Here is a 14897-nt window from a genome sequence, read left to right as displayed (position 1 = left end):
GCCACATGCACTTGAAAGACCTCTCGTCCGCCGCCACCACCGTCGTTGGCACTTCGCTGCCGCACGAATCCGCCGCGCTGCATGTGCAGGGCCGCGCGGCCTATGTGGACGACATTGCCGAAGCCGCCGGCACGCTGCACGCGGCGCTCGGCCTGTCACCTGTCGCCCACGGCCGGCTGCTGAGCATCGACCTCGCGGCGCTGCGCGCGATGCCGGGCGTGGTGGCGGTCTACAGCGCAGCCGACATTCCCGGCTACAACAACGTCGGCCCCATCGTGCACGACGATCCCATCCTGGCGGACCGGGAGGTGCATTACCTCGGCCAGCCGGTGTTCGCGGTGATCGCCCGCAGCCGCGACGAAGCGCGCCGCGCAGCCGCCCGCGCCAAGGACGTGCTGCAGATCGAACCGCTGCCGGCCCAGCTGGACCTGCGGGCCGCGCACGCCGCCGGCCAATACGTGGTGCCGCCCATGCACCTCACCCGCAGCACGCACCCCGGTGGCGTGGCCGGTGCGATGGCGGCGGCGCCGCACCAGCGCTCCGGCCAGTTCAGCCTCGGCGGGCAGGAGCAGTTCTACCTCGAAGGCCAGATCAGCTACGCGCTGCCGCAGGACGACGGCGGGCTGAAGATCCACTGCTCGACCCAGCACCCGAGCGAGATGCAGGCCATGGTCGCGCATGCGCTGCAGTTGGACGCCAACCAGGTGCTGGTCGAATGCCGGCGCATGGGCGGCGGCTTCGGCGGCAAGGAGTCGCAGTCGGCGCTGTTCGCCTGCGTGGCAGCGCTGGCCGCGAAGAAGCTGAACCGACCCGTCAAGCTTCGCGTGGACCGCGACGACGATTTCCTGATCACCGGCCGGCGCCACGGCTTCGAGTTCGACTGGCAGGCCGGTTTCGACGACAGCGGCAAGCTGCTCGCCGTCGAAGTCACGATGCTGGGCCAGGCAGGCCACTCGGCCGACCTGTCGCCTCCGGTGCTGACACGCGCCATCTGCCACCTGGACAACGCGTATTGGCTGCCGGACGTGGCGATCCACGGCTTCCTGCCGCGCACCAACACGCAGAGCAACACCGCTTTCCGCGGCTTCGGCGGGCCGCAGGGCGCGCTGGTGATCGAGCTCATCATCGACCAGGTCGCCCGCCAGCTGGGCCTGGACCCGCTGGTGGTGCGCCAGGCCAACTGGTACGGCCAGGCCGGCAGCGGGCGCGACGTGACGCCTTACCTGCAGACTGTGGTCGACAACATCATCGCGCCACTGACCGACGAGCTGGTCGCCAGCAGCGACTACCTCGCGCGCCGCGCCGAGGTGGCCGCGTTCAATGCCAACAGCCCGTGGCTGAAAAAAGGCCTGGCGCTGACGCCGGTGAAGTTCGGCATTTCGTTCAACGTCAACCACTTCAACCAGGCCGGCGCGCTCGTGCACATCTACCGCGACGGCTCGGTGCTGGTGAACCACGGCGGCACCGAGATGGGCCAGGGCCTGAACACCAAGGTGGCGCAGGTCGTCGCCTACGAACTGGGCCTGCCGCTGGCCCGCGTGCGCGCCAGCGCCACCGACACCAGCAAGATCGCCAACACCTCCGCCACTGCCGCCTCCACCGGCGCCGACCTGAACGGCAAGGCCGCGCTGGACGCCGCGCAGAAGCTGAAGAAGCGGCTGGCAGAAGTGGCCGCGTCGCACTGGCAGGTGGCGGTCGACCAGGTGCGCTTCGAGGGCAATGCGGTGCTGGGGCCGGACGGCCAGCACGAGGCTTTTGCCGCCATCGTCGAGCAAGCCTACGTGGCGCGGGTGCAGCTGTGGTCCGACGGTTTCTACGCCACGCCCGGCCTGCACTGGAACCGCGACACGCTGACCGGCCGGCCGTTCTACTACTTCGCCTATGGCGCAGCCGTCAGCGAAGTGCTGCTGGACCGGCTGACCGGCGAATGGCGGCTTCTGCGCGCCGACCTGCTGCACGACGTGGGCCGCTCGCTGAACCAGGCGATCGACATCGGCCAGGTCGAAGGCGGCTTTGTGCAGGGCATGGGCTGGTTGACCAGCGAGGAGCTGGTGTGGCACCCGCAGAGCGGCAAGCTGCTGACGCACGCGCCGTCCACCTACAAGATCCCCACCGCGAACGACCTGCCACACGCGGCAGGCGCGTTCACGACGCGGCTGTACGAAAGCGACAACGTCGAGGACAGCATCCACCGCAGCAAGGCCGTGGGCGAGCCGCCGCTGCTGCTGGGCTTCTCGGTCTTCCTCGCGCTGCGCGACGCGGCCGCCGCCTGCGGCGCGCCGGGCTGCCAGCCCGCGCTGAGCGCGCCCGCCACGCCCGAGGCGCTGCTGCGCGCAGTGCGCAGCGTGAACTGAGCATGGGTCCGTTGGCGTTGCGGGAACTGGCCCAGCGCTGGCTGCAGCAGCGCCGCCCGGCGATGTGGGTGGAGATCGCCCGGGTCAAAGGCTCGGTGCCGCGCGAGGACAGCACGCGCATGCTGGTTTCTGCCGCCGAAGTGGCTGGCACGATTGGCGGCGGACACCTGGAATGGCAGGCGATTGCGCGCGCCCAGGCGGCGCTGAAGGAAGCCGTCGGCCGGCCGCTGGCCGCGTGGGATTGGCCGGTCACGCTGGGCCCGTCGCTCGGCCAGTGCTGCGGCGGCGCGCTGACGCTGCGCTTTTTCCCGCTGGACGGCGCCAGCCTGGCCAACTGGGCCAGCGAGCCGCCGCGCTTTCACCTGCAGTTGCACGGCGCCGGCCACGTGGGCCGTGCCATCGTCAAGCTGCTGGCGGACCTGCCCTGCGAGGCCTTGTGGGTGGACGAGCGCGAGGACGGCTTTCCGGCCACGCCGCTGCCGGCCCACCTGCGCTGCTGCGCCAGCGATCAACCCGAGGCCGAAGTGGCCGATGCGCCCGCTGGCGCTTTTTTCCTGGTGATGACGCACAGCCACGCGCTGGACTTCCGCATCTGCGAGGCGGTGCTGCGGCGCGGGGATTTCGGCTTCCTGGGCCTGATCGGCTCGGCCAGCAAGAAGGCCGGCTTCCTGCGGCGCTGGCGCGAGCGCGGCGTGCCCGAAGCGCGGCTGGACCGCCTGGTCAGCCCGGTCGGCCTGCCCGGCATCGAAGGCAAGGCGCCCGAGGTCATCGCGATCGCTATCGCCGCTCAGTTACTGCAGCTGAGCGCGCCGCGGTAGGCAGGACTGTTCCGGCCTTAAGTCCACGCCGAAACACGCCGATGTCAGCGGATCGGCGTGAATCGCCGCCGCCCCCTTGCAAGGTAAAAGGCTGGATCGCTTGCCAATTCAGTCACTAAATCTTTTAGGGGGGTCGTTATTCGGGGTCTGCATTTGCAGATGCCGAATGCGAGAATGAGTTCAGTTGGCCGCTCTGTGCAGCGGCCCCGAATCGATCGAAGGTTTCGAGGTACTGCGATGCACATTGATGGCATGAATTCCATCGCCGGGCTGCTGGTAGGCACCATCGTCGGCATCACCGGCGTCGGTGGCGGCGCCTTGATGACCCCCATCCTGGTGCTGTTCTTCGGCATCGCGCCGCAGACCGCCGTCGGCACCGACCTGCTGTATGCATCCATCACCAAGATGTTCGGCACCGCCGTGCATCACAACCACGGCACGGTGGACTGGGAAATCGTCAAGCGCCTGGCTTGGGGCAGCCTGCCCGCCGCTGCGCTGACGCTGGCCTGGATGACCTTCAGCGGCGGCCATCAGGTCAAGAACGGTTTCATCATCCAGGCGGTCGGCATCGCGCTGATCATCACCGCGCTGGGCATGCTGTTCAAGGAGAAGCTGCACGCCATTGGCAAGAACTTTCGCGTCGGCGACTCGGAGAAGTTCAAGAACGTGCAGCCTGTGCTGACCGTGGTCGCCGGCGTGGTGCTGGGCGTGCTGGTCACCTTGACCTCCATCGGCGCCGGCGCGCTGGGCACCGTGATGCTGGTCTACCTCTATCCGCTGCGCCTGAGCTCGAACAAGCTGGTCGGCACCGACCTGGCCCACGCGATTCCGCTGGCGCTGATCGCCGGCCTGGGCCACCTGAGCATGGGCAACGTCAACTACGACCTGCTGGTCAGCCTGCTGCTGGGCTCCATCCCCGGCGTGCTGATCGGCTCGCTGATCAGCACGCGTGCCCCGCTGACGCTGATCCGCTACGCGATCGCCATCGTGCTGGGCCTGGTCGCCGTGAAGATGCTGTCGGTCTGAGCGCCGCTCAATGCCACCAAAGGGACCTTCGGGTCCCTTTTTTCATGGCCGAGGCAGGCACGCCGCCCTTGCTGGCAAGATCGCGGCCCCAACCCGCCGCCCCATCACCTTGACCACGCCTTTGCCCTCGCCCGCCGTCTCGCCCGCCCAGCTGCGCCGCGGCCTGGTCGCCATCTTCGCGTCGACCTTTTGCGAGCTGAGCGGGCTGTTCATGTTCTTTCCGCTGCTGCTGTTCACCGCCAAGGGCATGGGGCTGAACGACGCGTTGGTCGGCCTGCTGGCGGCCACCAACTGGCTGGGCCTGGCGGTGGCCACGCCGTTTGCCGGCAGCTGGGTCGCGCGGCTGGGCATGCGCGGCGCGCTGCTGCTCAGCGGAGCGGTGCCGCTGGCCACGCTCACGCTGACGGTGCTCACGCCCTGGCCGGCAGGCTGGGCACTGCTGGGCGTGATCGGCGGCGCGGCGGGCTCGCTGCGCTGGATCGTCGCCGAAGCCACGGTCGCCGAGTTGGCACCCGCTGCGCGGCGTGGCCGCATCGTCGGGCTGTACGAAACCATGGTGGGCTGCACCTTCGTGCTCGGCCCCAGCTTGTTGGCCTTCATCGGCACCGAGGGCGCCGCGGCACAGCTTGCGCGCTGGACGGCGGTGGCGCTGTCCGCACTGGGCTTGCTGCTGAGCTTCGCGGTGCCGGCGCTGACCAGCCACCACCACGAAGACGCGCCGCCGCCTGGCTGGCGCGGCATCCTCGGCGCGATGCGCCAGCGGCCGGTGCTGATGCTGGCCGGTGCGGTGGGCGGCTTCTTCGAGGCCGGCACCTCGGGCCTGCTGCCGCTGTACGGGCTGTCAGCCGGCTTTGGCGCCGGCATGGCCGCGCTGCTGGTCTCGGCCAGCGGGGCCGGCAGCGCGCTGGTGATGGTGCCGGTAGGCGAACTGGCGGACCGCTGGTCGCTGCGCGGCGTGCTGCTGGGCTGCGCCGCGATCACGCTGGGCGCCTGCCTCCTGCTGCCGCTGGCACCGGGCTGGCCGCCGCTGGCCTATGCCATCGCCTTTGTGTGGGGCGGCGCCGGCGGCGCGCTGTACACGCTGGCCATGGTCGACATCGGCCACCGCGAGCAAGGCGTGGCGCTGGTCAACACCACGGCCGTGCTGGTGCTGAGCTACACGCTGGGCGGCATGGCCGCGCCCATGCTGGGCGGACTGGCACTGAGCCTGGCGCCTGGCTGGGGCATGCCGCTGCTGATGATCGCCGTGGCCGGCGCAGGCCTGGCGGCACTGCTGAAAGCCCCGGCTACAAGCATCTGAAGGCCAGCATCGCCACCAGCGTCGGCGGCACCGCTGCCAGCAGCAGGCCCAGCGGATTGATCACACCGCCCTCGAAACTGTCTCGCAGGATCGCGCCACCGGCCGGGTTCGGTGCGTTGGCGATCAGCGTCAGGCCACCGCCCGTCACGGCGCCGGCCACCAGCGCCAGCTTGAATGACTCGCTCAGGCCCGGCACCAGCGAGCCGAGGTAGGTCAGCGCGGCGTTGTCGGTCACCGCCGTCAATGCCGTGGCGCCGAAGTAGATCGCGGTGTCGTCCATGCGCAGCAGCAACGGTTGCAGCCACCATTGCTGCAGCCCGCCCAGCACCACCAGCCCGGCCAGGAAAAACGCCACCAGCAGGGCCTCGCGCAAGATCAGCGGGCTCTGGTGGCGCTCGTAGGCATGGGTGAAACCGAGGAAAAACAGGAACAGCGCCATGAACACCGCCGGATGATGCGAAAACACGACCACACCGAGCAGGAACAGCCCATGCGCTGCCATCATCGCCAGCGGCACCGGTGCATCGGCGGTGACGGGCCCGGACACCGGCTTGGCCATGGCCACCAGCTCGCGCCGGAAACACCAGGCCAGCAGCGCCGCGTTGAACAGCACCGCCAGCGCCGCGCGCCAGCCCAGGTGGCTCAGCATGTAAAGCGAATCCCAGTGCCAGACTTCGGCCACCATCAGCACCGGCGGCGCGGCAAAAGAAGTCAGCGTGCCGCCAATCGAGACGTTGACGAACAGCACGCCAAGCGCGGCATATTTGAGCCGGGTCGATGCAGCGGCGTTGCAGCTGCCGTCACGCAGCAGCAGCGCTGCCAATGTCATGGCCGCCGGCTCGGTGATGAACGAGCCCAGCAGCGGCACCACGGACAAGGTGACAAAAAACCCGGCCAGCGCGCGTGGCAGCGGCAGCAGCGCCGCCAGCAACCTGACCAGCGCCGCACAGGCCTGCAGCACCGGCCGGGTGCCGGCCATCACCATGATGGCGAACACGAACATCGGCTCGCCGAAGTTGCGGCCATCGATGTAGGCGGTGGCCTGTTCGCTGCCCTGAAGCGCGAACATCGCCAGCATCAGCAGCATGGCCCAGAAGCCGAACACCACCTCGACCTCGGCCAGCAAATGCCAGATGCCGGCATGCCGCGGCGAGCGCTGCGCCAGCCGCTCGAAAAACTTGGTCGAGAAGGTGTGCAGCAAGGCCAATGCAAACACCGCGGCAGCCACCCATTGCATGACAACCGCTGCGTTCATGGCGCAACCGCGACTGGGGGAATCGAGTTCGTTGGGATCAGCATGAACAAAGGCGAGGCGGGCACGACGACAAAGCGGAGCCGCGATGGTAGCTTTGCCCTGTTCACACGCCGGGATGGCCTGGCCGCAGCCGGGCCTTGGTCAACAGGCCGGAAGCGTCGAACAGCAGCACCAGTTCGGTCGCGGCGCGCGGCGTTCGGTCGGCACCCGGCCAACGGTAGACCCAGACCGCGTCGCCGCTGTCGAACGGGATGACGATGGCCGGGCCCAGCGCCGCGGAAACCTCCGCCTTGCGGCTGCTGCCGACGCTGAGCAAGTCCAGCGCGGCCTGTGGCGCAAGGGCTTGCCCGGCCATGCCGTGCGCCGCGCCCGGGCCTTGCGGCGAACGTTCGAACAGGCCGGTGCCGGCGCAGCCGGTGAACAGGCAGGCCGACAGCCACAGGGGCAGCAGGGGCAACAGAGACCGCGTCATGGCCTGTCGTCCATGTATTCGAATTCGACCCGCGTGTCGTCCGGCCAGCTGTGGTCGCCCAGCGGCAGGAAGTAGGTGCGGTCCACCAGCACTTCGCAGTCGCAGTAGGGCAGGTCCTGCTTCAGGCCCGGGTCGTCGCTGGCGCCGGCGTAGAGCTGGTCAATGGGCAGGACTTCGCGACGTGCGCCCGCCACCAGCGTCACGCTGAACAGCGGCCTCTCGGCAAAAAACAGGTACTTGGCGTCCTTGCGCTCGCAGTAGCGCCGGCTGTCGGCAAACAGGTCGGCGATCAGCGCAAACGGGTTGCTGTTCGACACCAGGTCCGCCTTCAGCCCGACCAGGCATTCCAGCCGCAGGTCGCCCAGGCGGCGGGTGTCGGGCGGCAGGCCCGGCGTGCGGATGTCGGTGCGCCAGGTCATGCTGAGCCTGCGGCGGTTGGGCGAGACGACGGCGTCCTCTTCCATCGCCAGGCGGTTGCGTTCCAGCACGAACGTGTGGTCCGGCGCGACAGGCACCTTGTAATCGAACGACGAGCCGATCACTTCGAGCACGATGTGGTCCATGTCGGTGCCGGGCTTGCGCGGCAGCAGCTTGAAACGCAGCGCGGCCTGCGGCGCGAGGCTGGCCTTGGCTTGCTCGAAGAAGTCCATGCCATGCACCATCTTGCGGAAGGACTTCTCGACCGAATGCCGCGCCGCGCCGGTCACCGTGACCTTCTGCACCTCAGCCCCCGGCGGCGACTGCGCACACACGGCAGCGGTGCACGCAGCGAGCAGCATGGGCAGGGCTTTGCGCATCAGGCGGGACATGGTCCAGCTCTGACCCGCGGCATCAGCGAAAGTTGCTCAGCGGATCAGCGGATCAGCAGCGCGCGGAAGTCGTTGACGTTGGTGTAGGTCGGGCCGGTGACGACCAGGTCGCCCAGCGCCTCGAAGAAGCCGAAGCTGTCGTGCCGGTCCAGGTGCTCTGCGGCGGACTGGCCCAGCGCCGCGGCGCGGGCCAGCGTGTCCGGCGTGACCAGCGCGCCGGCATTGTTTTCCACGCCGTCGATGCCGTCGGTGTCCGCCGCCAGCGCCCACACCTCCGGCTCGGCCCGCAGCGCCAGCGCGCAGCCCAGCAGGAACTCGCCGGCCCGACCGCCGCGGCCCAGCGGGCGTGGCGTGTCGGCGCGCACGGTGACGGTCGTCTCGCCGCCGGAGAGGATCACGCAAGGCTTCCCGAACGGTGCGCCGCGGCGGGCCACCGAGCGCGCCAGCGCGGCATGCACCTGGCCCACGGTGTGCGACTCGCCTTCAAGTTCGTCCGACAGCACATGCGCCGCAAAGCCCAGCCGGCGCGCTTCGGCGGCTGCAGCGTCCAGGCTCATCTGCGGCGTGGCGATCAAACGCACTTCGTGCCGCGCAAACAGCGGGTCGCCTGGCTTGGGTGTTTCCCAGGCGCCGCTTTCCAGCGCGGCCTGGGCGACAGCCGGTAGCGCGATGCGGTGGCGGCGCAGCACGGCCAGTGCGTCGGCACAGGTGCTCGGGTCCGGCACCGTGGGGCCGCTGGCGATGACGGTGGGGTCGTCGCCAGGCACGTCGGAGATCAGCAGCGACAGCATCGGCACCGCGCCGCAGGCCTGCGCCAGCCGGCCGCCCTTGATGGCCGAGAGGTGCTTGCGCACGCAGTTCATCTCGTCGATGGCCGCGCCGCTGTGCAGCAAGGCCTTGTTGACGGCCTGCTTGTCGGCCAGCGTCAGCCCGGGCGCCGGCAGGCTCAGCAAGGCCGAACCGCCGCCAGAAACCAGGCACAGCACCAGGTCGTCCGGCCCGGGCTGAAAGGCCCGCACCAGCGCCAGCATGCGGGCCGAGGCCGCCAGGCCCGCCGCGTCCGGCACCGGGTGCGCCGCTTCGACGACCTCGATGCGAGCATTCGCCGTCCTGCCCGGCGGCACGTGCTCGTAGCGCGTGACGACCAGGCCACTCAGCGGCGCTTCGGCCGGCCACAGTGCTTCGACGGCTGCGGCCATCGCGCCACCGGCCTTGCCGGCGCCCAGCACCAGCGTGCGGCCCTTGGGTGGCGGTGGCAGGTGCGCGGCGAGCACCTGGGCCGGCAAGGCTGCGGCAACGGCCGTGTCGTAAAGCCTGCGCAAAAGTTCGGTGGGCGTCATGCTTGAAAGCGCTCCAGCCAGCCCAGGCCGGCTTCGGTGCCGGCCAGCGGCAGGTATTCGGCACCGACAAAACCGTCGTAGCCGATGCGGTCCAGGTGAGCGAACAGGAACGTGAAGTTCAGCTCGCCGGTACCGGGCTCGTGGCGGCCGGGGTTGTCGGCAAACTGCACATGGCCGATGTGCGGCAACTGGCGCAGCAGCGTGCCGGCCAGCTCGCCCTGCATGCGCTGCAGGTGGTAGAGGTCGAACTGGATCTTGACGTTGGGCCGCGCGGCTTCTTCGATCAGCGCCTGCGCGTCATGGCTGCTGTGCAGCCAGAAGCCGGGCACGTCGAAGGTGTTCAGCGGCTCGACCAGCAGCGTCCTGCCGTGTTCGGCCAGGAGATCGGCGGCGAAGCGCAGGTTGTCGAGAAAGGTGGCGCGCACCTGGGCGGCCGGCACGCCGGTGGGCGTCAGGCCGGCCAGCAGGTTCAGCTGCGGCACGCCCAGCGCCTCGGCGTAAGCCAGCGCGCGCGGCACGCCGGCGCGGAATTCGGCGACGCGGGCCGGGTCGCAGGCGATGCCGCGGTCGCCCGCCGCCCAGTCACCGGCCGGCAGGTTGTGCAGCACCATCTTCAGGCCGGCAGCGTCCATCTCGGCGCGCAATGCGTCGGCCGGGAAGTCGTATGGGAACTGGCACTCGACGAAGCGGAAACCGGCCGCCGCGGCGCGCGCAAAACGCTGCGGCAGCGGCACCTCGGTGAACAGCAGCGAAAGATTGGCAGCGAAACGAGGCATACCTGACCTGGATGGGCACGCGCTGTGCAACGATGGCGGGCCTTCACGATACCAGCGCGCCATGACCCCTGCCGCTCCCCACCGCACCCTGCTGATCCGCAACGCCGAGCTGATCGCCACGCTGGACGACCAGCGCCGCGAACTGCGCCATGCCAGCCTGCTGGTGCAAGGCCGGCAGATCGTCGCGCTGGGCAGCGCCGAGGAACTGCGGCCCTGGCTGCCGGCGGACGGCGTGGACGAGGAGATCGACGCGAGCGGCCACATCGTCATTCCCGGCCTGGTGAACACCCACCACCACATGTACCAGAGCCTGACGCGGGCCATTCCCGCGGCGCAGGACGCCGAGCTGTTCGGCTGGCTGCGCACGCTCTACCCGCTCTGGGCCGGGCTGACGCCGGAGATGATCCAGGTCTCGACCCAGGTGGCGATGGCCGAGCTGCTGCTCTCGGGCTGCACCACCAGCTCGGACCACCTGTACCTCTATCCCAACGGCGTGAAGCTGGATCACAGCATCGAAGCGGCGGCCGAGATCGGCATGCGCTTCCATGCGGCGCGCGGCAGCATGAGCGTGGGAGAGAGCGCCGGCGGGCTGCCGCCGGACTCGCTGGTCGAGAACGAGGCCGCGATCCTGGCCGACACCCAGCGCCTGATCGAGACCTACCACGACGCCGGGCCGCTGGCGATGCTGCGCGTGGTCGCCGCGCCGTGTTCGCCGTTTTCGGTCAGCCGCGAGCTGATGCGCGAATCGGCCCGGCTGGCACGCGCGCTGGGCACCCGCATGCACACCCACCTGGCAGAGAACGACCACGACGTGGCCTACAGCCTGGCCAAGTTCGGCATGACGCCGGCGCAGTACGCCGAAAGCCTGGGCTGGGTGGGCGACGACGTCTGGCATGCCCACTGCGTCAAGCTGGACGACGCCGGCATTGCCCGCTTTGCCGCCACCGGCACCGGCGTGGCCCACTGCCCGTGCAGCAACATGCGGCTGGCCTCGGGCATTGCACCGGTGCGGCGCATGCTGAATGCCGGCGTGCCGGTCGGCCTGGGCGTGGACGGCAGCGCCAGCAACGACGGCGCGCACATGCTGGGCGAAGCGCGGCAGGCGCTGCTGCTGGCCCGCGTGGGCCGATCCCTGGGACCAAGCCTGTCGCCGGGCCGCCCCAAGACAGGCGGCGTCCCCTCGGGGGACCGGAGCGAAGCGACTGAGGGGCTCACTTTCGGCTGCGACCATGGCCCGACCGAGATGACCGCGCGCAATGTGCTGGAGATCTCCACCCGCGGCGGTGCGCGCGTGCTGGGACGTGACGACATCGGCCACCTCGCGCCCGGCATGGCGGCCGACTTCGCGCTGTTTGACCTGCGCACGCTGGGCCTGGCCGGCGGTGCGGTGCATGACCCCTTGGGAGCGCTCTTGATGTGCGCGCCTGCCAGCGCGGCCTGGACCGTGGTCAATGGCCGCGTCGTGGTGCGCGAGGGCCAGCTGTGCACCCTTGAACTGGGCCCGCTGTTGGCACGTCACAACCGGCTTGCCCAGCAATTGGCATGCGCTGCTGGGTAGCTGCCGGTATTTTCAGAATGGCAACGTCGCTGCGCTATGCTGCCCAGCCACAACGCCTCTGCATGCCTGTGTGAAACGTTCCTCCGTGCCCTTGGCCTTCGCGCTGACGATGGCGCTTGCCTGCTGCCTGCCTGCACAAGCCGCTGGCGTGGGAAACGACACGGCCTGGCAGCGTGACCTCGGCACGCTGCTGTCCCTGGTCGCGCTGCTGGGCGCTGCCGCGTTGGCCTGGGCGGTCGGGATGCGCCGCGCCGTTGCGCGCCGCACCCGTGAGCTGCAGGACCAGCGGCAAAGCCTGCACACCCTCGTCAGCACCCTGCCCGACCTGGTCTTCGTCAAGGACCTGAAGGGCGTCTACCGCGCGTGCAACCCGGCCTTCGAACGGGTCTTCGGCAAGCCCGAGGCCGGCATCATCGGCCACACCGACCATGCGCTGGCCTCGCCCGAGCAGGCCGACGCGCAGCGCCAGCACGACCTGGACGCGCTGGCCGCCAACCGGCCGCTGATCTCCGAGGACTGGCTGACGCTGGCCGCCGGCGGTGACAAGGCCTTGTTCGAGACCATCAAGGCGCCGATGCGCGACGCCAGTGGCCGGGTGATCGGCGTGCTGGGCATCGCGCGGGATGTCACCCAGCACCGCCATGCCGAACAGCGCCTGCGCCGGCTGAACCAGCTCTACCGCGTGTTGGGCCGGGTGCAGGACGCAGCGCATGTGAAAGACGACCCGAGCAGCCTGTACGCGGCGATCTGCCAGGCGGTGGTCGAGGAAGGTGGCATGAGCCTGGCCTGGATCGGCAGTACCGACGACCGGCGCGAGACGCTGCGACCGGTGCAACGGGCCGGCGACACCTTGCAGCCGCTGCCGCCGCTGCGCATTGGCAACCAGCAGCGGCCCGGCTGGACCGGCGACGAACCCGGCCGCGGCGGCAGCAGCGCCACGGCAGCGCTGCGCGCCTGGCGGGAGGGCAAGACGGCGCTGGTGCGGGAGGACCCGGCGCCGGCCGTGCTGCCCGGCATCCTGGAAGGCCCGCCCGGCGGCGCCTGGCTGGCCATGCCGCTGAAGGTCGACACGGAGGTGCGCGCGGTGCTGTGCATGCGCGCCGAGCAGGCCGAGCGTTTCGACGCCGAGGAGGTCGGCGTTCTGGAGCGGCTCGCCATGCAGGTCAGCCTGCGCCTCACGGCCGACGAGGCAGAAGCAGCGCGGCAGAAAGTGGTCAGCGCGCTGCGCGACAGCGAGGCGCGCTTCTCGCTGATGTTCCAGACCAGCCCGGTCGGCATGCTGCTGAAGTCTTCGCCGGGCGGGCGGGTGACCGATGTCAACCAGGCCTGGCTGGACCTTTGCGGCTACCAGCGCAGCGAGGTGATCGGCCCCGGCGCGCTGCCGCTGGCGCTGTGGGCAGACCCGGCTCAGCATGCCGCGGCGATGACCGAGCTGCAGGAGACCGGCCGCGTCATCGGGCGCGAGCTGCGGCTGCGCAAGCGCAGCGGCGAGCAGGTCGACATCGCCTACTCGGCCACGCGCACGCCGCTGGGCGGGCAGGACCACCTGCTGGCCTCGTTTGTCGACATCACGCTGCAAAAGCATGCCACCCGCCGCGCCGAGGAAGAGGCCGACCAGCTTGAGCATGAGGTGGCGCGGCGCGGTGCCGAGCTGAACAGCCTGTTCGCAGCGCTGCCCGATGCCTACTTCCGCCTCTCGCCCGAAGGCGTGGTGCTGGACTTCCGGCCCGGCCGGGACGTGCCGCTGCCCCACGCGCCGCTGCAGGTGCCGGGCCGCTCGCTGCAGCAGGTGCTGCCGCCGCGCGCGGCCGAGACCATTGCCGCGGCCATCACCCAGGTCGGTGCCAGCCAGCAGCCGGTCTCGGTCGAATACACGCAGGCGCTGCCCGAGGGCGAGCAGAAGACCTTCGAGGCCCGCATCGTGCCCACCGAGCCAGGCGGCGACCTGGTGGCGGTGGTGCGCGACGTCTCCGAGCGGCATGCGCTGGAAACCGAGCGCGAGGCCGCGCGCGAAGAGGCCGAGCGCCAGGCCCGCCACCGCAGCGAATTCCTGGCCAACATGAGCCACGAGATCCGCACGCCGCTGAACGCCATCCTCGGCTTTGCCCAGCTCGGCTTCGAGCAGACCCAGGGCCGCTCGGCGCAGACTGGCTACAACCGCATCCTGTCGGCCGGCAAGCTGCTGCTGGCCATCGTCAACGACGTGCTGGACTACTCGAAAATCGAGGCGCGCCGCATGGACGTCGAATCCATCCCGGCCAGCCCGCGCCAGCTGATCGAGGCCACTGCCGACATGCTGCGCGACACCGCGCAGCAAAAAGGCCTGGCGCTGCGGGTGCACCTGGCGCCCGAGCTGCCACTGGCCTGCATGACAGACCCGACGCGGCTGCAGCAGATCCTGGCCAACCTGCTCGCCAATGCCGTCAAGTTCACCCACCGCGGCGGCATTGACCTGCTGGCCGACCGGGACGGCAACAGCGATGGCGAGTGGCTGCGCATCCGCGTGCAGGACAGCGGCATCGGCATGAATGCCAGCCAGCGCGAGGCGCTGTTCGCGCCCTTCCGCCAGGCCGACGCTTCGACCACCCGGCGCTACGGCGGCACCGGCCTGGGCCTGGCCATCAGCCGCCAGCTGGCCGAGCTGATGGGCGGCGAGATCACGGTGCATTCCACGCTGGGCGTGGGCAGCGAATTCACGCTGCGGCTGCCGCTGCGCGCGGTGCCGGCGCGCTGGCAGCAACTCACGCTGGCAGAGGACGAGACACCGACCGCCGGCGCGCCGCTCGAAGGCCTGCGCCTGCTGGTCGCCGAAGACAACCCGGTCAACCAGATCGTCATCAAGCAGGCGCTGAGCAGTGCCGGCGCACGGGTCACGCTGGCCGCCGATGGCCGCGAGGCGGTGAACCTCGTGACCGACTCGCCAGACGGTTTCGATGCCGTGCTGATGGACATCCAGATGCCCGAGATGGACGGCTACGAAGCCACGCGCCGCATCCGCCTGCTGGCCCCGCTGCTGCCCGTCATCGGCCAGACCGCGCACGCGCTGCAGGAAGAGCGCGACCAGTGCCTGGCCTGCGGCATGGTCGCGCACGTGGCCAAGCCGATTGACCTGGCGCGGCTGATCGCCACGCTGCGCGCCGTGATGCGCCAGCCGGTCGGCTGAACAGAGCGCTGGCAGTAAAGTGCTGG

General features: G+C 70.0%; 11 protein-coding genes. 6 read left to right on the top strand and 5 right to left on the bottom strand.

Translation table 11 applies throughout. The features are described from left to right. Window positions 1–5: 5 nt before the first annotated feature. The 4 genes from xdhB (at window position 6) to ACAH41_RS07395 (ending at window position 5498) form a co-directional block, all read left to right on the top strand. On the top strand, window positions 6–2354 hold the full coding sequence (xdhB, locus tag ACAH41_RS07410) for a xanthine dehydrogenase molybdopterin binding subunit (RefSeq protein WP_325649222.1): 2349 nt from the start codon (window positions 6–8) through the stop codon (window positions 2352–2354). A gap of 2 nt (window positions 2355–2356) precedes the next feature. Then, on the top strand, window positions 2357–3172 hold the full coding sequence (xdhC, locus tag ACAH41_RS07405; RefSeq protein WP_325649221.1) for a xanthine dehydrogenase accessory protein XdhC: 816 nt from the start codon (window positions 2357–2359) through the stop codon (window positions 3170–3172). Between the two features lie 252 nt (window positions 3173–3424). After that, entirely contained in the window at window positions 3425–4198 is a 774-nt protein-coding gene (locus tag ACAH41_RS07400; RefSeq protein ID WP_325649219.1) for a sulfite exporter TauE/SafE family protein, read from the top strand. Window positions 4199–4307: 109 nt separating this feature from the next. Continuing rightward, window positions 4308–5498 carry an MFS transporter gene (locus ACAH41_RS07395; protein ID WP_325649217.1) on the top strand — a complete coding sequence of 397 codons (1191 nt, stop codon included), beginning with the start codon at window positions 4308–4310 and terminating at the stop codon, window positions 5496–5498. On the opposite strand, the gene ACAH41_RS07390 is transcribed toward ACAH41_RS07395, so the two are convergent. The 5 genes from ACAH41_RS07390 to hyi form a co-directional block, all read right to left on the bottom strand. Then, window positions 5485–6753 carry a putative Na+/H+ antiporter gene (locus tag ACAH41_RS07390; protein ID WP_325649216.1) on the bottom strand — a complete coding sequence of 423 codons (1269 nt, stop codon included), beginning with the start codon at window positions 6751–6753 and terminating at the stop codon, window positions 5485–5487. The two genes, ACAH41_RS07395 and ACAH41_RS07390, sit on opposite strands and share 14 nt — an antisense overlap. A 103-nt stretch (window positions 6754–6856) precedes the next feature. Beyond that, on the bottom strand, window positions 6857–7225 hold the full coding sequence (locus ACAH41_RS07385; RefSeq protein WP_325649215.1) for a hypothetical protein: 369 nt from the start codon (window positions 7223–7225) through the stop codon (window positions 6857–6859). Beyond that, the gene (locus tag ACAH41_RS07380; protein WP_325649214.1) at window positions 7222–8034 is read right to left on the bottom strand and encodes a hypothetical protein; all 813 of its coding nucleotides are present in this window, start codon (window positions 8032–8034) and stop codon (window positions 7222–7224) included. The genes ACAH41_RS07385 and ACAH41_RS07380 overlap by 4 nt, the downstream gene beginning before the upstream one ends. Window positions 8035–8078: 44 nt before the next feature. Further along, window positions 8079–9374: a glycerate kinase gene (locus tag ACAH41_RS07375; protein ID WP_325649213.1), complete on the bottom strand. Its 1296-nt coding sequence runs from the start codon at window positions 9372–9374 to the stop codon at window positions 8079–8081. Continuing rightward, window positions 9371–10150 carry a hydroxypyruvate isomerase gene (gene hyi / locus ACAH41_RS07370; RefSeq protein ID WP_325649212.1) on the bottom strand — a complete coding sequence of 260 codons (780 nt, stop codon included), beginning with the start codon at window positions 10148–10150 and terminating at the stop codon, window positions 9371–9373. The genes ACAH41_RS07375 and hyi overlap by 4 nt, the downstream gene beginning before the upstream one ends. A 61-nt stretch (window positions 10151–10211) precedes the next feature. Between hyi and ACAH41_RS07365 the strand changes: the two genes are divergently transcribed. Together ACAH41_RS07365 and ACAH41_RS07360 are read left to right on the top strand one after the other, a co-directional pair. Beyond that, a complete protein-coding gene (locus tag ACAH41_RS07365; RefSeq protein ID WP_325649211.1) occupies window positions 10212–11708 on the top strand; it encodes an 8-oxoguanine deaminase in 1497 nt (498 codons plus the stop codon). 70 nt (window positions 11709–11778) lie between these two features. Further along, window positions 11779–14871 (top strand): PAS domain-containing protein, encoded by a 3093-nt coding sequence (locus ACAH41_RS07360; RefSeq protein ID WP_325649209.1) that lies wholly within the window; start codon window positions 11779–11781, stop codon window positions 14869–14871. The last annotated feature ends 26 nt before the right edge of the window (window positions 14872–14897 follow it).

This window comes from Ideonella sp. (assembly GCF_041287625.1).
Classification (GTDB): domain Bacteria; phylum Pseudomonadota; class Gammaproteobacteria; order Burkholderiales; family Burkholderiaceae_C; genus Ideonella.
Note: the sequence above shows the minus strand (reverse complement) of the source record. Positions and strands in the feature narration are given on the sequence as shown.

What these genes read in the sequence shown, in the direction of transcription:
- hyi (WP_325649212.1), bottom strand. Translation starts at nt 10,150, where the DNA reads ATGCCTCGTTTCGCTGCCAATCTTTCGCTGCTGTTCACCGAGGTGCCG.
- ACAH41_RS07385 (WP_325649215.1), bottom strand. Translation starts at nt 7,225, where the DNA reads ATGACGCGGTCTCTGTTGCCCCTGCTGCCCCTGTGGCTGTCGGCCTGC.
- ACAH41_RS07390 (WP_325649216.1), bottom strand. Translation starts at nt 6,753, where the DNA reads ATGAACGCAGCGGTTGTCATGCAATGGGTGGCTGCCGCGGTGTTTGCA.
- ACAH41_RS07375 (WP_325649213.1), bottom strand. Translation starts at nt 9,374, where the DNA reads ATGACGCCCACCGAACTTTTGCGCAGGCTTTACGACACGGCCGTTGCC.
- xdhB (WP_325649222.1), top strand. Translation starts at nt 6, where the DNA reads ATGCACTTGAAAGACCTCTCGTCCGCCGCCACCACCGTCGTTGGCACT.
- ACAH41_RS07365 (WP_325649211.1), top strand. Translation starts at nt 10,212, where the DNA reads ATGACCCCTGCCGCTCCCCACCGCACCCTGCTGATCCGCAACGCCGAG.
- xdhC (WP_325649221.1), top strand. Translation starts at nt 2,357, where the DNA reads ATGGGTCCGTTGGCGTTGCGGGAACTGGCCCAGCGCTGGCTGCAGCAG.
- ACAH41_RS07400 (WP_325649219.1), top strand. Translation starts at nt 3,425, where the DNA reads ATGAATTCCATCGCCGGGCTGCTGGTAGGCACCATCGTCGGCATCACC.
- ACAH41_RS07380 (WP_325649214.1), bottom strand. Translation starts at nt 8,034, where the DNA reads ATGTCCCGCCTGATGCGCAAAGCCCTGCCCATGCTGCTCGCTGCGTGC.